The sequence below is a fragment of the Raoultella sp. genome (assembly GCF_039594335.1).
GTDB lineage: Bacteria > Pseudomonadota > Gammaproteobacteria > Enterobacterales > Enterobacteriaceae > Klebsiella.
The window spans coordinates 1-21,598 of the sequence record NZ_JBCNNS010000057.1; the positions used below are offsets into that span (position 1 = coordinate 1).

Here is a 21,598-nt window from a genome sequence, read left to right on the forward strand (position 1 = left end):
ACGGTGGTTGCCTTTGAGGATTTTGTCTCTGTACTTCGGTGTCCATACGAGATGATACTGACAGCGATGGAATACGTGAGAAGCGGATTCATATCTGCTCATGCTATTTACTCCTTGATTTGCTGGTAACAAACCGGGGCAGTATTTCGCATGGGCATTCTACGGGCAAAGCCCCACATGAACGATCACCCCCACCATAGGAGGTGGTTTAAAATTGATAATAAAAAAGGCAGCCATTTGGCTGCCTTAGTCTCCCCACATCACAACTTAGTTGCTGCGGATGTATTCATCCATTTCAGTTTTCAGGTTATCGGATTTGGTCCCGAAGATTGCCTGAACGCCTGAACCTGCAACAACCACCCCGGCAGCGCCCAGTTTTTTCAGGCCAGCCTGATCAACTTTCGCGACGTCGGCCACGCTGACACGCAGACGGGTGATGCATGCATCGAGGTTAGTGATGTTGTCTTTACCGCCGAACGCTGCAATCAGTGCCGGAGCCATTTCGCTGGTCGCACCGGCTTTACTTTCTTCAGTCGTCTCTTCACGACCCGGAGTTTTCAGGTCCAGGACTTTAATCAGCACGCGGAAGATAACGTAGTAGACGATGGCATAGCAGATACCGACGATCGGGAACAGCCACAGTTTGCTGCTGTTACCTGACAGGACGATGAAGTCGATCAGACCGTGAGAGAACGACGTACCATCACGCATACCCAGCAGAATACAGATCGGGAAGGCCAGACCGGCAAGAATTGCATGGATAACGTACAGAATCGGCGCAACGAACATGAAGGAGAACTCGATCGGCTCGGTGATACCGGTCAGGAACGAGGTCAACGCTGCAGAGATCATGATACCGCCCACTTTCGCGCGGTTTTCCGGCTTAGCGGAGTGCCAGATGGCGATAGCCGCCGCCGGCAGGCCGTACATTTTGAACAGGAAGCCGCCGGACAGTTTACCCGCAGTCGGGTCGCCTGCCATATAACGAGGGATATCGCCGTGGAAGACCTGACCAGCCGCGTTGGTGTATTCACCAATCTGCATCTGGAAAGGCACGTTCCAGATGTGGTGCAGACCAAACGGTACCAGGCAGCGTTCAATGAAGCCATAGATACCGAACGCCACTACCGGGTTCTGGTATGCCGCCCACTGAGAGAAGGTCTGGATAGCAGAACCGATCGGTGGCCAGATGAAGGACAGGATCACACCGGTGAAAATAGCGGCGAGACCGGAGATAATCGGAACAAAACGCTTGCCCGCAAAGAAGCCCAGATATTCAGGCAGCTTGATACGGTAGAAGCGGTTGAACATGTACGCTGCAATAGCACCAGAGATAATACCGCCGAGTACGCCGGTATCAGCCAGGTGTTTGGCCGCAATTTCTTCTACAGGTAAATGCAGAACCAGCGGCGCAACGACCGCCATGGTTTTCACCATGATGCCGTAAGCAACAACGGAAGCCAGCGCAGATACGCCGTCGTTGTTGGTGAAGCCAAGCGCCACACCGATAGCGAAGATCAATGGCATATTCGCAAAGACTGAACCGCCTGCTTCTGCCATAACGTTGGAAACAACCGCTGGCAGCCAGCTGAAGTTTGCGGAACCGACGCCCAGCAGGATACCTGCGATAGGCAGTACGGAGACCGGCAGCATCAGCGATTTACCGACCTTCTGCAGGTTAGCAAATGCATTCTTAAACATAATTGAGAGTGCTCCTGAGTATTTGGTGCTTTTTACGCTTTCACGCATTGGCACGGGGGGAGAACCGTGCCGTGGACAGGACATCTAAGCGCCCTTTATTTATTACACAGAGTAAAATAATTGACGGAATCATTGTTTGACGGCTATCACGTTTCAATCAGTCAGCGTTGAAAAATTTACACCAACTTACATAAGCCGTGTCCGGATGTTGCAAAAAACCCTTCACCGCCCATTTTGTGGCGGTGAACTTTACTCGCTTTATCTATTAATTACGAGCCTTAAAATAATAGAAAGATCGGCAGGTTAGAGTCTGACGGGGTCAATGTGGAACAGGCTGGCGAAATTTTGCGTGGTCTGCTGCGCAAGCTGCTCAAGCGAAACCCCCTTCAGTACCGCCATATATTCGGCAACATCGCGTACCATTGCTGGTTGGTTCTCTTTGCCGCGATGAGGGACCGGCGCCAGGTACGGCGAGTCGGTTTCCACCAGCAGGCGGTCGAGCGGGACATAGCGCGCGGCATCGCGCAGTTGCTCAGCATTGCGGAAGGTAACAATACCGGAAAATGAGATATAGAACCCCATATCCAGCAATTTACCTGCGGTCTCCCTGTCCTCAGTGAAACAGTGTAGTACGCCACCACAATCCGTCACTTTTTCTTCCTGCAAAATGGCCAGCGTGTCGGCGCGCGCATCGCGGGTATGCACAATAACCGGCTTGTTTAATTCGCGGCCAATGCGGATATGATCGCGGAAGGAAGTCTGCTGACGGGGTTTGGTTTCCGGCGTGTAAAAATAGTCCAGCCCGGTCTCCCCCATTGCCACGACCCCCTCTTCCGCCGCCAGCTTACGCAACTCGTCAACGTCGTATTCTTGATCCTGATTGAGCGGATGTACGCCGCAGGAGAAAACCACATTGTCACGCGGCCCGACAAGCTCACGCATTCCGCGATATCCCGGCAGCGTCGTGGCCACAGCGAGGAAAAACTTCACATCACGGGCCGCGGCTTTTGCCAACACATCGTCCACGTCTTTGTGCAGCGTTTGATAATCCAGACCATCCAGATGGCAGTGGGAGTCGACTAAAAACATAATGTCTCGCTCAGAGGTGGGATACGGGAAGGACCGTCCCAGGTTGCAGGTAATGTTCCCAGCGCAGAAGGCGCTCGGTTAGCAGCAGTTCGCGGTTGACGCCAACCACGTTCAACAACTGATCCCGGCAGGCACTGACGTCGCGAGCGATCGCCTGCAAACGGGCAGCAGGCAGCGCCTGCGCCAGCTGATTGACCAGCGTCCAGGCATCAGGGTTACTCACCAGCGTGATTCCCTGTTGCCGTTTTTGTGCATCCAGCAGCAGCGATGCCAACCAATGCAAACGAACCGCGGCCTGTTCATGATTCAGAATCGGCAACAGCGCCAGCCAGTCACCACGGCTTAAAACGTCCGCCAGCGTCTGGATCAGCTGCTGCCGGGAAGCCCAGTGACTCTCCTGCAGTAGATCCAGCGCCGCCGCTGGCGCATTTGCGCTCAGGCGCAGCGCAGAGAGCAGCGCCTCCTGCGGCATGGTCACCTCGCGCTCCAGCCACGCCAGCCCGTAGGGCTCTGAAGGCGGCGCAAGGTGATGGAGGCGGCAGCGGCTGCGCAGCGTGGCCAGCAACCGCGCCGGTTCCTGACAGGCGAGGAAAAACCAGGTGTTTTCCGGCGGCTCTTCCAGCGTTTTTAACAGAGCATTCGCCGCCGCATCGGTTAATAAGGCCGCATCGCTTATCCACACCACTTTGGCGCCGCCAAGGCGGGAACGCTCGTAAAGCTTTTCGCTGACGTCACGCACGGCGTCAATGCCAAGGGCGTTTTTGCCTTTTTCCGGCGCCAGGGTGTAGTAATCGGGATGCGTGCCGGCCTGCATCAGCTGGCAGCTGTGGCACTGCCCGCAGCTTTTATTTCCTTGCGGCTGTCGGCACATGAGATAGCGGCACAACGCATAGATCAGCGCCTCTCCCCCCATGCCAGGCAATGCCTGAAGCAGTAACGCATGGTGACCCCGTCCAGCCTGATAGCCGGCGACTAATTGTTCAAATGACGGGCGTAACCACGGGTACCATTTCATGCGCTTTGCTCCGCGACCCAGCGGCGGATAACCGCCTTGATATCGCTTGCGACGGCTTCCAGCGGTTGTGTCGCATCGATGGTGTGAATAGTGGGGTCCTGTGCCGCCAGCTCAAGGTAACGCGCCCGGGTACGATTGAAGAAATCCAGCGACTCTTGTTCAATGCGATCGAGTTCGCCGCGCGCGCGCGCGCGCTTGAGCCCTACCTCCGGCGTCACATCCAGATACAGCGTCAGGTGCGGGCGAAAATCGCCCAGCACCGCATCACGTAACGTAGCCAGCATCGTCTGGTCGATACCGCGACCGCCGCCCTGATAGGCCTGAGTCGACAGATCGTGGCGGTCGCCGATTACCCATTGACCGCGAGCCAGAGCGGGTTTAATTACCGTCTCAACCAGTTGAACACGGGCAGCGTAAAACATCAGTACTTCGGCTTTGTCATTGATCACTTCATCGCCGGTGGATTGAATATCCAGCACCAGGCTGCGCAGCTTCTCGGCCAGAATAGTGCCGCCCGGTTCACGGGTAAACACCAAATCGCTGATGCCCGATTCCTGCAGCGCCTCCACCACCAGATTACGCGCGGTGGTCTTCCCTGCGCCCTCAAGGCCTTCGATAACGATATAGTTACTGCGCATTTTTTTCCTTAAGTACTTTCAAATAATCCTGTACCGAGCGGTTGTGGCTGGCCAGATTGGTGTTAAATGTGTGGCCCCCCTTACCATCAGCAACAAAATAGAGATAAGGCGTTTTCGCCGGGTGCGCCGCGGCGTTCAGAGAGGCTTCTCCCGGCACGGCGATGGGCCCCGGCGGCATACCGCCGATCACGTAGGTATTGTACGCTGTCGGCGTCTCCAGATCTTTGCGCGTCAGCTTGCCAGTATAGCTCTCCCCCATACCGTAGATGACGGTCGGGTCGGTTTGCAGACGCATGCCAATCCGCAGACGATTGATAAATACCGACGCCACGCGGTCGCGTTCTTCGGCAACCGCCGTCTCTTTTTCAATAATGGACGCCATCGTCAGCAGCTGATTCTGATCTTTGTACGGCAGATTCTCCATCCGCCCTTCCCAGGCTTTTTCGACCTGCGCAACCATCTTCTGATGCGCGCGCTTAAGGATCGCGACATCGCTGGTATGGGCGGTATACATCCAGGTATCCGGCCAGAACCAGCCTTCAACCCAGTCCGCATGCTCGAGTTTAAGCGCCTGGGCGACCGTCTCGTAACGGTCGTCTGCCAGCGTATGTTTGATGTACGGCGCATCGCGCAACTGACGCAGGTAGTCGCTCACCCGCATCCCCTCCACAAACCGCAGCGGGAACTGGGCCTCTTTGCCACTGCCCAGCAGTTGCAGCATTTCGCGCACCGTCATGTTTGGCGTGAAGCGGTAGGTACCGGCTTTAAAGTGGGATAATTCAGGCTCAAGACGTAGCAGCCACTGGAATACGCGCGGCCGGTTGATCACCTTGTCACCATACAGTTGCTCACCCAGCGCCATGCGCCCGGTACCGGCCGCAAGGGTGAAGATCGTCTCTTCTTTAATCAGCAGCTTGCTCTGCGCAAGCTGACGCACTTTCCAGATGCCCGCGCCTGCGGCAATGCCCAACACGACCAACAACAGCAGGATAAAACGTAACATTTTCTTCATGACTAACCAGACAGCTCACACAGTGGGGCTAAAAAATGATAAAGCTCTCGCGAGGACCAGCATGTCTCGTCCCAGCTGCGAACCGGTATCAGCGGCATCAGCGCATTGCATATCAGCACTTCATCGGCGTCACGCAACACATCCGCGCCCGCTGTGACTTCGACAACGCGAAACGGCGATTGTGCCAGTTGCGCGATGCAATGCTGACGCATAATGCCATTGACTCCGGCATGATCAAGGCGTGGCGTAAACACATCCATCCCCTTGCGCCAGAACAGATTCGCGGCACAGCATTCCGTAAGCCACCCGTCGCTGTCAAGAACCAGCGCCTCATCGGCGTTCGTCTGCTCAAGATGAGACCGGATCAACACCTGTTCCAGTCGGTTCAGATGCTTCAGCCCGGCCAGCAATGGATTACGTCCCAGGCGAACCGGGCTTAGCGTCAGCGTAACACCGGTTTCTTGCCAGCGCGCATAATGGGTCGGATAAGCTGAAACGCTAAGAATACGAGTGGGAGACTGACAAGTCGCGCCGCTGTAGCCGCGGCCCCCCGCGCCCCGCGTCAGTATCACTTTCAACACGCCACTTTGCTGTTTATACGCCAGGCGCTGCATTTCAGCTTCCAACTCCTGCCATTGCGCGTAGGGAATCATCAGGGTTGCGCAGGCCAGTTGCAAACGATGAAGGTGGGCAGGCAACATCTGCACTTTATGTCCCACAATACGCGCGGTAGTAAAGCACCCGTCGCCGAACTGAATTGCCCGGTCACTGGCGGTGAGGGTGTCCCGTTCAATGCCATTAATCAAGAACATAGCGGCTCCTTATCGGTGGCCTGTCAGTGTCTCAGGATGAATTACGCAGGACAAGCAGAGAAAGCTGAAGAAAAAAGAAGGCCCGCATTTTATGCAGGCCTGATTCAGGATTTAGCGGTAAACGCAACGGGTTTAGATCTTTTTAAAGATCAGCGAACCGTTGGTGCCACCAAAGCCGAAGGAGTTACACAGCGCGTACTCCATACCGGAAACCTGACGTGCTTCGTGCGGAACGAAGTCCAGGTCACAACCCTCATCCGGATTATCCAGGTTGATGGTCGGCGGAACCACGCCATCACGCAGCGCCAGAATAGAGTAGATTGATTCTACTGCTCCGGCCGCGCCCAGCAAGTGCCCGGTCATTGATTTAGTTGAGCTGACCATCACGCGGCTCGCAGCATCGCCGAAGACAGACTTAACCGCCTGCGCCTCTGCTTTGTCGCCCGCCGGCGTCGAGGTGCCGTGCGCGTTGACGTATGCAATCTGGCCAGGTTCAATCCCTGCATCGCGGATGGCATTCACCATCGCCAGGGCCGCGCCTGCACCATTCTCCGGAGGAGACGTCATATGGTAAGCATCACTGCTCATACCAAAGCCGACGATTTCCGCGTAGATTTTCGCGCCGCGTTTTTTGGCGTGCTCGTACTCTTCCAGCACGACCATACCCGCACCGTCGCCTAGCACAAACCCGTCGCGATCTTTATCCCACGGACGGCTTGCCGCCTGCGGATTGTCGTTGCGGGTTGAGAGCGCACGCGCGGCACCAAAGCCACCCACGCCAAGCGGGGTACTGGCTTTTTCCGCACCACCGGCCACCATTGCATCAGCATCGCCATACGCAATGATACGCGCAGCCTGACCAATATTGTGTACGCCAGAGGTACAAGCGGTCGCGATAGAGATACTCGGCCCACGCAGACCAAACATGATGGTCAAATGCCCGGCCACCATGTTAACAATTGTAGACGGTACAAAGAACGGGCTAATCTTACGAGGTCCGCCGTTCGTTAACGAACTGTGGTTTTCCTCGATCAGGCCGAGACCGCCAATGCCGGAACCAATAGCGGCGCCGATGCGGGTTGCGTTCTCTTCCGTTACTTCAAGACCAGAATCCTGCATGGCCTGAACGCCAGCGACAATTCCATATTGAATGAAGGCATCCATCTTGCGCTGTTCTTTGCGCGAGATAATGTCATCACAGTTAAAATCCTTTACTAAGCCAGCAAATTTTGTTGCATAGGCGCTAGTATCGAAATGGTCGATCAGGCTGATGCCACTCTGACCGGCAAGGAGAGCTTTCCAGGTAGACTCTACGGTATTGCCGACAGGAGACAACATGCCCAGTCCGGTCACAACTACACGACGCTTAGACACGGTTGTCCTCCAGGGAGGGAAAATAGATTCTTGTGGGACAAAAAGATAAAACTCAGGCGGTCGAATGACCGCCTGGAGATGTTCACTTACGCCTGGTGACCGTTGATGTAATCAATGGCAGCCTGAACAGTGGTGATTTTCTCAGCTTCTTCGTCCGGAATCTCAGTATCAAACTCTTCTTCCAGAGCCATTACCAGCTCAACGGTGTCAAGAGAATCAGCGCCCAGGTCTTCAACGAAGGAAGCATTGTTGGTAACTTCTTCCTGCTTAACGCCCAGCTGTTCGCCGATAATTTTCTTAACGCGTTCTTCGATAGTGCTCATACTCTTAAATTTCCTATCAAAACTCGCTTTCGCGATGGTTTTCGTAGTGTATAAAATGTTGAAAAATTTGCAACTAAATCCCGGCAGGTCTTACCACGATTTTACGCTATTTTGCGGGTGTTTGCCCTCAGAACGCAAATCATTTTGCACAAAACCACATTCGGGACCGCACAGACTGCGCGGTTCCTGAGCATTTTGTACAAATCTCGGTCAGACCATATACATTCCGCCATTGACGTGCAGGGTTTCACCAGAGATGTAACCTGCTTCGTCAGAAGCTAAGAACGCAACCGCACTGGCGATTTCTTTTGCATCGCCGAGGCGACCCGCAGGAACTTGCGCCAGAATACCCGCACGCTGATCTTCAGACAGCGCACGCGTCATGTCCGTTTCAATAAAGCCCGGAGCAACAACGTTAACAGTAATACCGCGGGACGCGACTTCACGTGCCAGCGATTTACTAAAACCAATCAGACCCGCTTTCGCCGCAGCATAGTTGGCCTGACCAGCATTTCCCATGGTACCGACCACAGAACCGATAGTAATAATGCGCCCGTGACGCTTTTTCATCATAGCGCGCATTACTGCTTTTGACAGACGGAAAACTGATGACAGATTGGTTTCGATAATATCGTTCCACTCATCATCTTTCATCCGCATTAACAGGTTATCACGAGTAATACCGGCATTATTAACCAGGATATCCACTTCACCAAACTCTGCGCGAATATTTCCCAGTACAGATTCGATAGATGCCGGATCGGTCACATTCAACAGCATACCTTTGCCATTAGCACCAAGGTAATCGCTGATCGCCTGCGCACCGCTCTCGCTGGTGGCCGTACCGATCACTTTCGCGCCACGGGCGACAAGCGTTTCTGCGATTGCACGGCCAATGCCGCGACTTGCACCGGTAACCAGCGCGATTTTTCCTTCAAAACTCATGGTATTCCTCTTTTATTGCTCAAGCGCCGCAGACATCGCTGCTGGCTCGTTAAGCGCGGAAGCGGTCAGGGTGTCAACAATACGTTTGGTCAGGCCGGTGAGGACTTTACCCGGCCCCACTTCATACAGGTGTTCTACGCCCTGGGATGCCATAAACTCAACGGTTTTAGTCCACTGAACCGGGCTATACAGCTGGCGAATCAGCGCATCGCGAATTGCGTCTGGCGCCGTTTCACATTTCACATCAACGTTGTTCACGACCGAAATAAGCGGGGCGTTAAAGGTGATGTTTTGCAGTTCGACGGCCAGTTTTTCCGCCGCAGGTTTCATCAGCGCGCAGTGGGACGGGACGCTCACCGGCAGCGGCAGCGCACGTTTAGCGCCGGCAGCTTTACAGGCAGCGCCAGCACGCTCAACGGCTTCTTTGTTGCCGGCAATAACCACCTGGCCCGGAGAGTTAAAGTTGACCGGAGCCACAACCTGCCCTTCCGCGGACTCTGCGCAGGCTTTCGCAATAGACGCATCGTCCAGACCGATAATCGCTGACATCGCACCGGTCCCTTCCGGGACGGCTTGCTGCATAAATTTGCCGCGCATTTCGACCAGACGCACCGCGTCGGCAAAATCAATCACGCCGGCGCAAACCAGCGCGGAATATTCACCCAGGCTATGACCCGCCAACAGAGCCGGGGTCTTGCCGCCCTGCTGCTGCCAGACGCGATACAGCGCCACGGAAGCGGTCAGCAGCGCAGGCTGAGTCTGCCAGGTTTTGTTCAGTTCTTCTGCCGGGCCCTGCTGAGTAAGCGCCCACAGATCGTAACCCAACGCCGCGGAGGCTTCACGGAAAGTCTCTTCGATAATCGGATACGCTGCTGCCATGTCAGACAACATGCCGACTGTCTGAGAACCTTGTCCCGGGAACACAAAAGCAAATTGCGTCATGTCTAAATCCTTATACTAAAAACGAACCAGCGCGGAACCCCAGGTGAAACCGCCACCAAAGGCTTCCAGCAGAATCAGCTGACCACGTTGAATGCGGCCATCGCGAACCGCTTCATCCAGCGCACAGGGAACGGAAGCCGCGGAGGTATTGCCGTGACGATCGAGCGTCACCACCACGTTATCCATCGACATCCCCAGTTTTCTTGCTGTCGCGCTGATAATTCTCAGGTTAGCCTGATGCGGCACCAGCCAGTCCAGCGCCGAGCGATCGAGATTGTTAGCCGCCAGCGTCTCATCGACAATGTGCGCCAGTTCGGTCACGGCAACTTTAAACACTTCGTTGCCCGCCATCGTCAGATAGATCGGATTTTCCGGCTCAACGCGATCGGCGTTCGGCAGCGTTAACAGCTCGCCATAGCGACCATCCGCATGCAGGTGGGTGGAAATGATCCCCGGCTCTTCAGAAGCGCCCAGGACGACAGCTCCCGCGCCATCACCAAAAATAATGATCGTCCCACGATCGGTAGGATCGCAGGTGCGCGCCAGAACGTCAGCGCCAATCACCAGCGCGTAATCCACCGCCCCGTTTTTCACGTATTGATCGGCAATGCTCAATGCGTAGGTAAAGCCTGCGCATGCTGCCGCCACGTCAAAGGCCGGGCAGCCATTAATACCCAACATAGACTGAATCTGACAAGCCGAACTGGGAAATGCGTGAGTCCCGGAGGTGGTCGCAACAACGATCAAACCAATTTGCTCCGGTTTAACACCCGCCATATCCAGCGCATTTTTCGCCGCTTCAAAACCCAGCGTAGCAACGGTTTCATTCGGTGCAGCAATACGACGTTCACGGATACCCGTACGAGTGACAATCCACTCGTCAGACGTCTCTACCATTTTTTCCAGGTCGGCGTTAGTACGCACTTGCTCGGGCAGATAACTGCCGGTACCAATAATCTTCGTATACATGTACGCTCAGTCACTCTTGGGTAATATACCCGCCTTGTTCAAACTGCTGGTCGTCAGCCTTCTTCGTTCGTCCCGCTTTGCTGTCGGGAGTTCCCGTGTCTGTCGCCCGTGGGCAGTTCGAAACCTGCAGGGTATAAAGATTCCAGGCGAGCGGCGATCCGCTGAGGAATTTGCCGCTGCACCGCCTGCACTGCCTGCTCTATCGCAACGCTGAAGGCGCGCTGATTGGCAGCACCATGACTCTTAATCACGGAACCGCGCAATCCTAACAGACAGGCGCCATTATACTGGTCGGGGTTGAGGTGACTGAATCGCCTTGCCAGGCTTTTTTGTAACCAACGCTTCAATAACAGCAGCCACCACGACCGTTTTTTGCCCTCACCCTGTGATTTCAGCAGCGAAAGGAACATTCTGACAACACCTTCCATAGTTTTTAATGTGACGTTGCCCGTGAATCCATCACAAACCAGCACATCGGTTTTGCCCGTCAATAGTTCGTTGGCTTCAAGATAGCCGATATAGTTCAGCGACGGCAGTGTCTTCAGCACCGCAGCAGCATCGCGGATACTGTTGAGGCCCTTCATCTCTTCTTCGCCGATGTTCAACAGCGCGACGCGGGGATTCTCAATGCCGACCACTTCTTCGGCCAGAACGGCGCCCATGACCGCAAACTGCACCAGCATCGTACTATCGCAATCCACGTTAGCGCCTAAATCAAGCACCACCGTTTTGCCCTTTTGTTGATGCGGTAAGACCGTCACCAGCGCCGGACGCTCAATCCCTTCAATGGGTTTGAGCAATAATTTTGCCAGTCCCATCAGCGCACCGGTATTCCCCGCGCTGACGCAGGCTTCCGCCCGCCCTTCTTTTACTAACTCCAGCGCCACACGCATTGAGCTTCCGCGGCTACTGCGGATCGCCTGCGAGGGCCGCGCATCACTAGCAATAACTGACTGCGCAGGGATCACCTGCAGACGCGAACGTTGTTCGAAATCAGCTTTGGCAAGTAATGGCGTGATAGTGTCGGGGTCGCCGACTAAAAGAAGTGTGAGTTGCGAATTAGAGTTCAGTGCCTGCAGTGCTGCAGGCACTGTCACGGATGGGCCAAAATCACCCCCCATGACATCTAACGCCAGGGTTAGACGTGTCAAGATATCGTCGCTGCCCGGTTCGGTTATTCCCCAGTCACCTGGGGAAATCCTCGCTAAGCTTCATCACGCTTATACTCTTTGTCTTTCACACTACAAGTGGGTTGACTGCGCTCGTTCACCCCAGTCACATAGTTGACCATGCTACCGACGATGCTCTCGCTTATGCCTCTTGCCGCGTGAAATCCATGGAGTCGTGCGTGATTACTTAGCGATAACCTTGCGACCGCGGTAGAAACCGTCGGCAGTGATGTGGTGACGCAGGTGTTTCTCACCAGAAGTTTTGTCTACAGACAGGCTGGTGACTGCGGTCAGAGCGTCATGGGAACGACGCATGCCACGTTTGGAACGGGTTGGTTTATTCTGTTGTACGGCCATGGACCTTACTCCTCAATTACTTATGCTTTAAGCTGGCTAATACGGCAAATGGGTTTGGCTTTTGTGCCTCTTCAGGCAGTTCACCAAAGACCATGTCCGCGTCGGACACTTCACAGTGTTCAGAATCATGCACCGGAACTACAGGCAAGGAGAGAATGATTTCATCCTCAACCATCGCTTGCAGATCGATTTCACCGAATTCGTTAACCTCAATCGGCTCATACGCTTCCGGCAGTGCTTCGGCCTGTTCGTCATTTCTGACGGGGCTAAAACAATACGTTGTGTGAACAGGATGGGGGAACGGTTTCCCGCAACGCTGACATTCGAGGGTTACTGATACCTTTGCATCGCCGGTAATAACGGCAAGGCGCTGATTATCAATAGCGAACGACATGCTGCATTCCACATCGCTGTCCACACTGACTACAGAATCGGCTACACGTTCAACCTGATCACGGGTATAGATACCTTCGTAATCAAGGCGTTTTTGAGCCGTGCGAACCGGATCAAGAGTCAGGGGTAATTTTACCTTTTGCATAGGGCGCGCATATTAACTTTGTAATGTCATAGAGTCAAAGAAAAAGGCAGCCTCAGGTTGCCTTTCGCCATTTATTCGCACACATTGCGGACCATAGTTTAAAATGATGCTCTTCGAAGCGCTATATGTGGATGAAAAAATATGTCTGAGCTTATTCTGGCATCGACATCGCCCTGGCGGCGGATGTTGTTGGAAAAACTGGCCATGCCGTTTGACTGCGCAGCGCCTGATGTCGATGAAACTCCCCATCCAGGTGAACCTGCCCGCCAGTTGGTGGTCCGTCTGGCGCAGGCAAAAGCACAGGTTCTTGCCGATCGCTACCCCCGGCATTTAATTATCGGATCCGATCAGGTCTGCGTCCTGGATGGCGAAATTACCGGCAAACCGCACAGCGAAGAGAATGCGCGCCGGCAATTAAGAAAAGCCAGCGGCACGATTGTGACCTTTTATACCGGACTGGCGCTTTATAATTCCGCCAACGGCCATCTACAAACCGAATGTGAACCCTTTGATGTCCATTTCCGCCATTTAAGCGACCAGGAAATAGACAATTATGTGCGCAAAGAGAGTCCGCTGCACTGCGCCGGGAGTTTTAAAAGTGAAGGGCTGGGCATTACTCTCTTTGAACGGCTGGAAGGACGCGATCCGAATGCGCTGGTGGGCCTGCCGCTGATCGCTCTGTGTCAGATGCTACGCCGGGAAGGCTGTAATCCCCTGTTGCGCTAGCCGTCTATGCAGCCGGGCCGGAAACGTCGTTCTGGCCGGCTTCTTTGCCTTGCGTTTTTCCCATTTCAGTCATCTCATTTCCCCTTCGCGACTGGAAATGTCCACGGACTCACTCGCACGTCCGGCCACGACTGTCCATTACCCTGCCAGCCTGATTTGACTCCTCACCATGGGGATTAGTCAGACTGTCGATCTGTCTGTCCATTCGCCGGTGGCGAAACGACATGACTATTGCCAGGTCAGTATGATACTGGCACTCGGTCAGTGGCTCTGGAGGCTGTCTGGTGCGTGGCCGGCGGTCTGACGATCGATGAAGTACAACTGCAATCATGACGGGGGGTGGGCTGAGGATATCGCGCTGGCGCGGTGAATGGGTCCATTAAGTGAGGAAAACGTCGCGGTGAGGCTCAACACCGCGACGCGGCAGATGACAACGGCGGACTCACCGTCCGCCGCGGCGATCATTTGCTATTACGCAGCACCTGCAGACAGCGCTTCAGCTGGTTATCAAGCGGCGCCTCTACGCGCATCACTTCCCCGGTTCCCGGATGAGTAAATTTCAGCGCGGCGGCATGGAGGAACAACCGACTCAGGCCGGTGTCGGCTAACTGTCTGTCAAACTCACGGTCACCATAACGGTCGTCAAAGGCAATTGGGTGGCCCGCATACTGCGTATGAACGCGGATCTGATGCGTACGCCCGGTAACCGGGCTGCAGCGCACCAGCGTCGCGTGCGTATAGCGCTCTTCTACCTTAAAGCGCGTCTCCGACGGTTTTCCTTCCTGACTGACGCGCACGATACGTTCGCCGCTCTGCAGAATGTTTTTCAGCAGCGGTGCCTGCACCACTTTGGTATGCGACTGCCACTGCCCACGCACCAGCGCCAGGTAATCCTTCTGCATGCCCTTTTCGCGCAGCTGTTCATGCAACGAACGCAGCGCAGAACGCTTCTTCGCCACCAGCAGTACGCCGGAGGTATCACGGTCAAGACGGTGAACCAGTTCGAGGAAGCGGGCTTCCGGACGCAGCGCGCGCAAGCCTTCAATGACGCCGAAACTCAGGCCGCTGCCACCGTGCACTGCGGTACCGGAAGGTTTATTCAGCACCAGAATATGGTCATCTTCATACAGAATCACATCGGCCAGCGCCGACACTTTCTGCAGATGCGGGGAGACGGCCTCCTCTTCACGTTCAGCAACCCGAACAGGAGGAATGCGGATTTCGTCGCCGGCTTCCAGCTTGTATTCCGGCTTGACGCGTTTTTTATTCACCCGCACCTCGCCTTTACGCAGGATGCGATAAATCATGCTCTTCGGTACGCCCTTTAGCTGCGTACGCAAAAAGTTATCGATGCGTTGCCCCGCTTCATCGGCGGTAATGGCAACCATTTTTACGCTTGGAGTCTCAGTTTTCATGGTGCGCGATTCTAAATAGCCCGACGCATTAGCGCCACTCATTTTTATATGCTTATATTTATCATTATCCGGTTTTCATTGAATGCTTCATCGGCGTTTTGTTTGTTATTAGAACAATCTGTATCCGCTGGTGAAAAAACTGTGAGTAACCGGGTGATAAAAGGTAAAAGTCAACTTGCTATAACAAGGTTAGCAATGGAATAATGATGCCGTTTTCCGTGTTGAATCTTGTTAGAACAAGAAATTAGCGGAATGACCAATTTTGTCTGAACGATCATCTACGCAGCAATGGCGTAAGACGTATTGATCTTTCAGACAGTTAGCGGGCTGCGGGTTGCAGTCCTTACCGGTACAGGCCTCTATGGATTTCACGTCGCAGGAAGGCGTCGACTCCGGGTATTCCCGGGTGCTCTACTCAATCCACTGATTGAGATGAGCAGGTTAAGCCACTACATCTGTAATGTGAAAGACGACGAGATATACGCAAAATTATTCAGGATGCGCCAAGGCGGCGAAAGAGAGAATCTCCGGAAACTGACATCATCAGTAAGTCAGTAACAGGGGTGAACGAGCAAGCCGACGCAGAGGCAACCTGAAAAATGACGCGTATAAATGGAATCTTCTCTGGTGATACATCCCAGGCTGTTCCCCTGCTAATTGCGCTGTGTTTCCGTTTGAAATACAGGCTACCGACACTCTGCGCCTCTTAAGCGCGCGACAACCGTGAGGTTGGCGACGTGAAACAGACACGAGGCCATCGGTTTCCCCCGGCAAGGCAATACTCTGCCCGCAGTTTAGTCGTCAATGTAAGAATAATGAGTAAGTTACGATGAAAAGAATGTTAATCAACGCAACTCAGCAGGAAGAGTTGCGCGTCGCCCTTGTTGATGGGCAGCGCCTGTACGACCTGGATATCGAAAGCCCCGGGCACGAACAGAAAAAAGCGAACATCTACAAAGGCAAAATTACCCGTATTGAACCTAGCCTTGAAGCCGCGTTTGTTGATTACGGCGCCGAGCGTCATGGTTTCCTCCCCCTCAAAGAAATCGCCCGCGAATACTTCCCTGCCAACTACAATTCTCATGGTCGTCCGAATATTAAGGATGTGCTGCGTGAAGGTCAGGAAGTGATTGTTCAGATTGATAAAGAAGAACGTGGCAACAAAGGTGCCGCGCTCACCACCTTTATCAGCCTGGCGGGTAGCTATCTGGTACTGATGCCGAACAACCCGCGCGCGGGCGGTATTTCACGCCGCATCGAGGGTGACGACCGTACCGAATTAAAAGAAGCGCTGGCCAGCCTTGAGCTGCCAGATGGCATGGGGCTTATCGTGCGTACGGCAGGCGTCGGCAAATCTGCCGAGGCGCTGCAATGGGATCTGAGCTTCCGTCTGAAACACTGGGAAGCGATCCAGAAAGCGGCTGAAAGCCGCCCGGCGCCGTTCCTTATCCATCAGGAAAGCAACGTCATCGTGCGCGCCTTCCGTGATTACTTGCGCCAGGATATCGGCGAAATCCTTATCGATAACCCGAAAGTGCTTGAGCTGGCTCGCCAGCACATTGCCGCACTGGGTCGCCCGGATTTCAGCAGCAAAATCAAACTGTACACCGGTGAAATCCCGCTGTTCAGCCACTATCAAATCGAATCGCAGATTGAATCCGCCTTCCAGCGCGAAGTACGCTTGCCTTCCGGTGGGTCTATCGTTATCGACAGCACCGAAGCGTTAACCGCTATCGATATCAACTCCGCTCGCGCTACCCGCGGCGGCGACATCGAAGAAACGGCATTCAACACCAACCTGGAAGCGGCCGATGAGATTGCCCGCCAACTGCGTCTGCGTGACCTCGGCGGCCTGATTGTCATCGACTTCATCGACATGACGCCGGTACGCCACCAGCGCGCGGTTGAAAACCGCCTGCGCGAAGCGGTGCGCCAGGATCGTGCGCGCATCCAGATCAGCCATATCTCTCGCTTCGGCCTGCTCGAAATGTCGCGTCAGCGCCTGAGCCCGTCGCTGGGTGAATCCAGTCATCACGTCTGCCCGCGCTGTAGCGGTACCGGCACCGTGCGTGATAACGAATCCCTGTCGCTCTCTATCCTGCGTCTGATCGAAGAAGAAGCGCTGAAAGAGAATACCCAGGAAGTTCACGCCATCGTGCCCGTGCCGATTGCGTCCTACCTGCTTAACGAAAAACGTGCCGCGGTGAGCGCCATCGAAACCCGCCAGGGCGACGTTCGCGTGATCATCGTCCCGAACGATCAGATGGAAACACCGCACTACTCCGTGCTGCGTGTGCGCAAGGGCGAAGAGACCTCTACTCTGAGCTATCTGCTGCCTAAACTGCACGAAGAAGAGATGGCGCTGCCGGCAGATGAAGAACCGGCCGAACGTAAACGCCCTGAGCAGCCGGCCCTGGCCACCTTCGTGATGCCGGACGTACCGCCTGCACCAGAGCAGGAAGTTCCTGTTGCTGCACCTGCTGCCGCAAAACCAGCGGTAGTCGCTGCCGCACCGGCGCAGCCTGGTCTGCTCTCACGCTTCTTTGGCGCCCTGAAAAACATCTTCTCCGGCGCAGAAGAAACTAAACCGGCGGAACCTCAGGTAGAGAAGAAAACCGAAGAGAAACCGGAACGTCAGCAAGAACGTCGTAAACCGCGGACCAACAATCGTCGCGATCGCAACGATCGTCGTGATAATCGCGATAACCGTGCTGAAAATACCGAAGGCCGTGAACCTCGTGAATCCCGCGAGGAAAACCGCCGTAATCGTCGCGAGAAACAGCAGCAGAATGTCGAGCCGCGTGAATCTCGCCAGACGGTGACCGAGGATGCAGAAAAAGGCAAAGTGCGCGATGAGCAGCAACCACGCCGTGAGCGTAATCGTCGCCGCAATGACGACAAACGCCAGGCCCCGCAGGAAGCGAAAGCACCAGCGCGCGAAGAACCGGTAGTCCAGCAGGAAGTTGAGCAGGAAGAACGCGTTCAGACGATGTCTCGTCGTAAACCGCGTCAGTTATCCCAGAAAGTTCGCATCGAGTCTGCGGTAGTTGAAACGGCCGCTCAGGTTGTTGAAACTGCGGTTGTGGCCCAGCCGGAAGCCGTCGCTCCGCGCACCGAACTGGCGAAAGTCGATCTACCTGCCGTCGTTGAAAATAACGGCGACCATGACGACAACAACGAGTCTCGCGAAGCCAACGGTATGCCGCGTCGTTCTCGTCGCTCACCGCGTCATCTGCGCGTCAGCGGCCAGCGCCGTCGTCGTTACCGCGATGAGCGTTACCCGACCCAGTCGCCGATGCCGCTGACCGTAGCCTGTGCATCACCGGAAATGGCGTCAGGTAAAGTGTGGATTCGTTACCCGGTTGTTCGTCCGCAGGATCAGCTGCAGGAAGAACAGCAGGCTCAGGCGTCCGTGACTGAAACTGTCGCTCCGGTGGTTGTCGCTGAATCCACCATCGCAGAAACGGCCGCACCGGTTGCTGTCGCTGAATCCACCATCGCAGAAACGGCCGCACCGGTTGCTGTCGCTGAATCCACCATCGCAGAAACGGCCGCACCGGTTGCTGTCGCTGAATCCACCATCGCAGAAACAGCCGCACCGGTTGCTGTCGCTGAATCCACCATCGCAGAAACGGTCGCACCAGTTGCTGTTGCTGAATCCACTATTGCAGAAGCGGTCGCCCCGGTGGTTGCCGATGCAGCGCCTGTTGCTGCAGAACAACCTGTGGTAGCCGAAGCGACTGTCGCTGAAGCCGCGCAGACTGTTCAGCCGGAAGTCACCCGCGAAGTCGAAGTTGCTGCGCAGGACGTCATCGCCGCAGAAGCCCCGATTGTGGCGGCCGAAACCAGCGTTGCGCCGGTTGTCGCTGAGCCAGAAACAGCAGCAGTGGAAACTGCCGCTGAAGCCGTTGTTGAGGAAACAGCACCGGTTTTGACGCAAGAAGTTCCTGCTGCGCAGGTCAGCGAGCCGACGCCGATCGTTGAAGCCGCTCCGGCGGTGGAAACTGTGCCGGTTGTCGAATCAGCACCTGCTCCGGTCGTGGCCGCCACACCTGCGGCAGCGGTTATCGTGTCTCATCGTCACGCGACCGCCCCGATGACGCGTGCCCCGGCTCCGGCCTACGAACCAGAAGCGCCGCGTCACAGCGATTGGGTTCGTCCGTCCTTTGCCTTTGACGGCAAAGGCGCTGCAGGCGGCCACAGCGCGACTCATCAGGCGACGGCGGAACCTACCCGCCCACAACCTGCCGAGTAACGCGCTACGTCATAAAAAAACCGGCCTCTGGCCGGTTTTTTTATTCCCCCTCCGGGCGTTGCATCCCGGCAACCTGCGGCATCACTTCGCGCATCAGATCAAGAAATTTTCTCAGGCGAGTCGGGTAATAACGCGCCCACGGATAGACCAGGTGGACCGGCAGCGGAGAGGCCCGCCACTGCGGAAACGGCTCAACCAACCGACCGGCGGCGATATCCTCCGTTACCGCCCAGCTCGACACGATAGCCGCGCCCAGCCCCGCCAGCGCCGTATTACGGGCCACATACACGCTATCTGTGCTCAGACACGGCACGATACCAAACGATAGCTCCCGGCTATCCTCCTGATGCTGCAACTCCACTTCATGTTGATAAAAGGTGCTGATGGCCACCCACGGCAGCCGCGACAGATCCTGAGGTATCGCTAATGCCGCGTATCGCGACAACAGCGTAGGGGCGACCACCAGGCTACGGGGAACTTCAGCTAACAGTACCGATACCGTGGCCGGGTCAACTTCAGCCCCCACCCGAATCGCGCAATCGATATTATCGCTGAGAAAATCGACGGTTTTGTCATTCAGCATCCACTCCACCGCCAGCTGCGGATAGCGTTGCAGAAAGCTGACCAGCGGCCCCAGCAACTGCTGCTGACCAAAGGCATGAGGCGCCCGCACGCGCAGGACCCCCACCGGCCGATCGTCAGCAATACTCATCTCGTCCTCCAACGCCAGCCAGGCATCAACCACCTGACGCGCGTGCTGATAGCAGCGCTCGCCATCATCGGTTAGCTTCATGGCATGCGTTGTGCGCAGAATCAGTCGACTACCCAGCATGCTCTCCAGCGACTGCAAACGGCGACTGACCGTCGCCTGGGTGGTATCCAGTTGCCGTGCCGCCGAAGAGAGTGAACCGGCCTCGACGATTCGAATGAAGGTCCGCATCAGTTCAATGCGATCTATACGTTCCTGTCTCTTCATTATCATTTTCTCTATACGTGAAGCGTATAACCGTTTTACCACCACGCTATCTACCGCGCCAGCGGCATTAGGGGAAGAATAGTCCCATCTCATCTACGAGGACTTCATCATGACCCCGACACCACTTTCCTCCCGCGAAGCAGGCTGGATTATCTTTATACTCGCTCTTGGCGCTGGTTTTAGCGTTGCTTCTATTTATTACGCGCAGCCTCTGCTCCCGCTGATGGGGGCCAATATGCATCTGAGCGTTGAAGGAATGGGCCTGATCCCGACCTTGACTCAAGCCGGCTACGCGCTGGGCATTCTGTTTCTACTGCCGCTCGGCGATCGCCACGACCGGCGAACGCTGATTCTGCTGAAAAGCGCGGCGCTGGCGGTCCTGTTGCTGCTGTGTAGCCTGACGGACCAGCTCACTTCCCTCCTGGTGGTCAGTTTACTGATCGGTATGGCCGCAACGATGGCACAGGATATTGTTCCGGCTGCGGCGATTCTGGCCCCGGCCGGTAGGCAGGGGAAAATGGTCGGAACAGTCATGACCGGTCTGCTGCTGGGAATTCTGCTCTCGCGGACCGTCAGTGGACTGGTCGGTGCACTGTTCGGCTGGCGGGTGATGTATCAGGCGGCGGCCGTGAGTATCGCCCTTATCGGTCTGCTGATGTGGCGTATTCTGCCGCGCTTTGCGATTCACTCAACGCTGAGCTATCCGCAGTTGATGAAATCCATGGCGCACTTGTGGCAACGCTATCCTGCGCTGCGACGCGCGGCACTGGCCCAGGGCTTTTTATCGATAGCTTTCAGCGCCTTCTGGTCAACGCTGGCGGTGATGCTGCTCGCACATTATCAGATGGGTAGCGCCGTTGCCGGGGGATTCGGCATCGCCGGTGCGGCCGGGGCCCTTGCCGCACCGCTGGCGGGCGGACTGGCCGATAAATATGGTGCAGGAAAGGTCACTCAACTGGGCGCGGGGATGGTTACCCTCTCTTTTGCCCTGATGTTCCTGATGCCGGTACTGCCGCCACATGGTCAGCTGCTGCTGATCGGTCTTTCGGCCATCGGCTTCGATCTCGGTCTGCAGTCCAGCCTGGTCGCGCACCAGAATCTGGTTTACAGCCTTGAGCCGCAGGCTCGCGGTCGCCTGAACGCCTTGCTGTTCACCGGCGTGTTTATTGGTATGTCGCTCGGCTCAGTACTCGGTAGCCGACTATACGCGGTCGCCGGCTGGAATGGCGTTATTATCCTGGCCGTAGTGACCGGCGCTATCGCGCTGGCGATTCGTCTGCGGGAAAGCGCCCGTCTGGCATCCGTTGCGCGCGCAGTCCGATAAAAAAACCCGCTCCGCAAT

Annotated in this window: 20 protein-coding genes; 3 read left to right on the plus strand and 17 right to left on the minus strand. The window is 55.6% G+C overall.

All coding sequences use genetic code 11. The features are described 5' to 3' along the window. From ACZAHD_RS12030 to yceD, 15 genes are all read right to left on the minus strand, one after another. A partial coding sequence (locus ACZAHD_RS12030; protein WP_462456999.1) for a transposase occupies nt 1-102 on the minus strand: 102 nt, incomplete at its 3' end. Between the two features lie 165 nt (nt 103-267). Continuing rightward, a complete protein-coding gene (gene ptsG / locus ACZAHD_RS12035) occupies nt 268-1,701 on the minus strand; it encodes a PTS glucose transporter subunit IIBC (protein WP_462456978.1) in 1,434 nt (477 codons plus the stop codon). A gap of 303 nt (nt 1,702-2,004) precedes the next feature. Further along, nucleotides 2,005-2,790 carry a metal-dependent hydrolase gene (locus ACZAHD_RS12040; RefSeq protein WP_462456979.1) on the minus strand — a complete coding sequence of 262 codons (786 nt, stop codon included), beginning with the start codon at nt 2,788-2,790 and terminating at the stop codon, nt 2,005-2,007. Nucleotides 2,791-2,800: 10 nt separating this feature from the next. Next, nucleotides 2,801-3,805, minus strand: coding sequence for a DNA polymerase III subunit delta' (holB, locus tag ACZAHD_RS12045; RefSeq protein ID WP_462456980.1), 1,005 nt, complete (start codon nt 3,803-3,805; stop codon nt 2,801-2,803). Then, complete coding sequence (gene tmk / locus ACZAHD_RS12050) at nt 3,802-4,443, minus strand: dTMP kinase (RefSeq protein ID WP_462456981.1); 642 nt, start codon at nt 4,441-4,443, stop codon at nt 3,802-3,804. Before tmk ends, holB begins: the two co-directional genes overlap by 4 nt. Next, nucleotides 4,433-5,455, minus strand: coding sequence for a cell division protein YceG (yceG, locus tag ACZAHD_RS12055; RefSeq protein WP_462456982.1), 1,023 nt, complete (start codon nt 5,453-5,455; stop codon nt 4,433-4,435). Before yceG ends, tmk begins: the two co-directional genes overlap by 11 nt. Before the next feature lie 2 nt (nt 5,456-5,457). Further along, on the minus strand, nt 5,458-6,267 hold the full coding sequence (gene pabC / locus ACZAHD_RS12060; protein WP_462456983.1) for an aminodeoxychorismate lyase: 810 nt from the start codon (nt 6,265-6,267) through the stop codon (nt 5,458-5,460). A gap of 132 nt (nt 6,268-6,399) precedes the next feature. After that, nucleotides 6,400-7,641 carry a beta-ketoacyl-ACP synthase II gene (gene fabF / locus ACZAHD_RS12065; protein WP_004860514.1) on the minus strand — a complete coding sequence of 414 codons (1,242 nt, stop codon included), beginning with the start codon at nt 7,639-7,641 and terminating at the stop codon, nt 6,400-6,402. Between the two features lie 86 nt (nt 7,642-7,727). Beyond that, nucleotides 7,728-7,964, minus strand: coding sequence for an acyl carrier protein (gene acpP / locus ACZAHD_RS12070; protein WP_000103754.1), 237 nt, complete (start codon nt 7,962-7,964; stop codon nt 7,728-7,730). A gap of 210 nt (nt 7,965-8,174) precedes the next feature. After that, the gene (gene fabG / locus ACZAHD_RS12075) at nt 8,175-8,909 is read right to left on the minus strand and encodes a 3-oxoacyl-ACP reductase FabG (RefSeq protein ID WP_004860512.1); all 735 of its coding nucleotides are present in this window, start codon (nt 8,907-8,909) and stop codon (nt 8,175-8,177) included. A gap of 12 nt (nt 8,910-8,921) precedes the next feature. Beyond that, nucleotides 8,922-9,851, minus strand: coding sequence for an ACP S-malonyltransferase (gene fabD / locus ACZAHD_RS12080; RefSeq protein WP_462456984.1), 930 nt, complete (start codon nt 9,849-9,851; stop codon nt 8,922-8,924). Nucleotides 9,852-9,866: 15 nt separating this feature from the next. After that, a complete protein-coding gene (locus ACZAHD_RS12085) occupies nt 9,867-10,820 on the minus strand; it encodes a beta-ketoacyl-ACP synthase III (RefSeq protein WP_462456985.1) in 954 nt (317 codons plus the stop codon). Nucleotides 10,821-10,873: 53 nt separating this feature from the next. Further along, nucleotides 10,874-11,971, minus strand: coding sequence for a phosphate acyltransferase PlsX (gene plsX, locus ACZAHD_RS12090; RefSeq protein ID WP_462456986.1), 1,098 nt, complete (start codon nt 11,969-11,971; stop codon nt 10,874-10,876). Between the two features lie 201 nt (nt 11,972-12,172). Continuing rightward, on the minus strand, nt 12,173-12,346 hold the full coding sequence (rpmF, locus tag ACZAHD_RS12095) for a 50S ribosomal protein L32 (RefSeq protein ID WP_000290724.1): 174 nt from the start codon (nt 12,344-12,346) through the stop codon (nt 12,173-12,175). A 16-nt stretch (nt 12,347-12,362) separates the two neighbouring features. After that, complete coding sequence (gene yceD, locus ACZAHD_RS12100; RefSeq protein ID WP_462456987.1) at nt 12,363-12,884, minus strand: 23S rRNA accumulation protein YceD; 522 nt, start codon at nt 12,882-12,884, stop codon at nt 12,363-12,365. A gap of 141 nt (nt 12,885-13,025) precedes the next feature. On the opposite strand from yceD, the gene ACZAHD_RS12105 reads away from it, so the two are divergent. Further along, on the plus strand, nt 13,026-13,610 hold the full coding sequence (locus ACZAHD_RS12105) for a Maf family protein (protein WP_462456988.1): 585 nt from the start codon (nt 13,026-13,028) through the stop codon (nt 13,608-13,610). A 461-nt stretch (nt 13,611-14,071) separates the two neighbouring features. Here the strand turns inward: ACZAHD_RS12105 and rluC are convergent, their stop codons facing one another. Beyond that, the gene (gene rluC, locus ACZAHD_RS12110; RefSeq protein WP_462456989.1) at nt 14,072-15,025 is read right to left on the minus strand and encodes a 23S rRNA pseudouridine(955/2504/2580) synthase RluC; all 954 of its coding nucleotides are present in this window, start codon (nt 15,023-15,025) and stop codon (nt 14,072-14,074) included. Between the two features lie 829 nt (nt 15,026-15,854). Here rluC and rne point away from each other — a divergent pair. Then, nucleotides 15,855-19,280, plus strand: coding sequence for a ribonuclease E (rne, locus tag ACZAHD_RS12115; protein ID WP_462456990.1), 3,426 nt, complete (start codon nt 15,855-15,857; stop codon nt 19,278-19,280). Nucleotides 19,281-19,320: 40 nt separating this feature from the next. Here the strand turns inward: rne and ACZAHD_RS12120 are convergent, their stop codons facing one another. Continuing rightward, nucleotides 19,321-20,349, minus strand: a complete 1,029-nt coding sequence (locus tag ACZAHD_RS12120; RefSeq protein WP_462456991.1) for a LysR family transcriptional regulator — start codon at nt 20,347-20,349, stop codon at nt 19,321-19,323. Between the two features lie 16 nt (nt 20,350-20,365). Here ACZAHD_RS12120 and ACZAHD_RS12125 point away from each other — a divergent pair, with 16 nt between their 5' ends. Then, entirely contained in the window at nt 20,366-21,580 is a 1,215-nt protein-coding gene (locus ACZAHD_RS12125; protein ID WP_462456992.1) for an MFS transporter, read from the plus strand. The last annotated feature ends 18 nt before the right edge of the window (nt 21,581-21,598 follow it).

Excerpts from the sequence above, each read along its gene's own strand:
- ptsG (WP_462456978.1), bottom strand. The coding sequence starts at position 1,701 with ATGTTTAAGAATGCATTTGCTAACCTGCAGAAGGTCGGTAAATCGCTG.
- ACZAHD_RS12040 (WP_462456979.1), bottom strand. The coding sequence starts at position 2,790 with ATGTTTTTAGTCGACTCCCACTGCCATCTGGATGGTCTGGATTATCAA.
- holB (WP_462456980.1), bottom strand. The coding sequence starts at position 3,805 with ATGAAATGGTACCCGTGGTTACGCCCGTCATTTGAACAATTAGTCGCC.
- tmk (WP_462456981.1), bottom strand. The coding sequence starts at position 4,443 with ATGCGCAGTAACTATATCGTTATCGAAGGCCTTGAGGGCGCAGGGAAG.
- yceG (WP_462456982.1), bottom strand. The coding sequence starts at position 5,455 with ATGAAGAAAATGTTACGTTTTATCCTGCTGTTGTTGGTCGTGTTGGGC.
- pabC (WP_462456983.1), bottom strand. The coding sequence starts at position 6,267 with ATGTTCTTGATTAATGGCATTGAACGGGACACCCTCACCGCCAGTGAC.
- acpP (WP_000103754.1), bottom strand. The coding sequence starts at position 7,964 with ATGAGCACTATCGAAGAACGCGTTAAGAAAATTATCGGCGAACAGCTG.
- fabG (WP_004860512.1), bottom strand. The coding sequence starts at position 8,909 with ATGAGTTTTGAAGGAAAAATCGCGCTGGTTACCGGTGCAAGTCGCGGC.
- fabD (WP_462456984.1), bottom strand. The coding sequence starts at position 9,851 with ATGACGCAATTTGCTTTTGTGTTCCCGGGACAAGGTTCTCAGACAGTC.
- ACZAHD_RS12085 (WP_462456985.1), bottom strand. The coding sequence starts at position 10,820 with ATGTATACGAAGATTATTGGTACCGGCAGTTATCTGCCCGAGCAAGTG.
- rpmF (WP_000290724.1), bottom strand. The coding sequence starts at position 12,346 with ATGGCCGTACAACAGAATAAACCAACCCGTTCCAAACGTGGCATGCGT.
- yceD (WP_462456987.1), bottom strand. The coding sequence starts at position 12,884 with ATGCAAAAGGTAAAATTACCCCTGACTCTTGATCCGGTTCGCACGGCT.
- ACZAHD_RS12105 (WP_462456988.1), top strand. The coding sequence starts at position 13,026 with ATGTCTGAGCTTATTCTGGCATCGACATCGCCCTGGCGGCGGATGTTG.
- rluC (WP_462456989.1), bottom strand. The coding sequence starts at position 15,025 with ATGAAAACTGAGACTCCAAGCGTAAAAATGGTTGCCATTACCGCCGAT.
- rne (WP_462456990.1), top strand. The coding sequence starts at position 15,855 with ATGAAAAGAATGTTAATCAACGCAACTCAGCAGGAAGAGTTGCGCGTC.
- ACZAHD_RS12120 (WP_462456991.1), bottom strand. The coding sequence starts at position 20,349 with ATGAGATGGGACTATTCTTCCCCTAATGCCGCTGGCGCGGTAGATAGC.
- ACZAHD_RS12125 (WP_462456992.1), top strand. The coding sequence starts at position 20,366 with ATGACCCCGACACCACTTTCCTCCCGCGAAGCAGGCTGGATTATCTTT.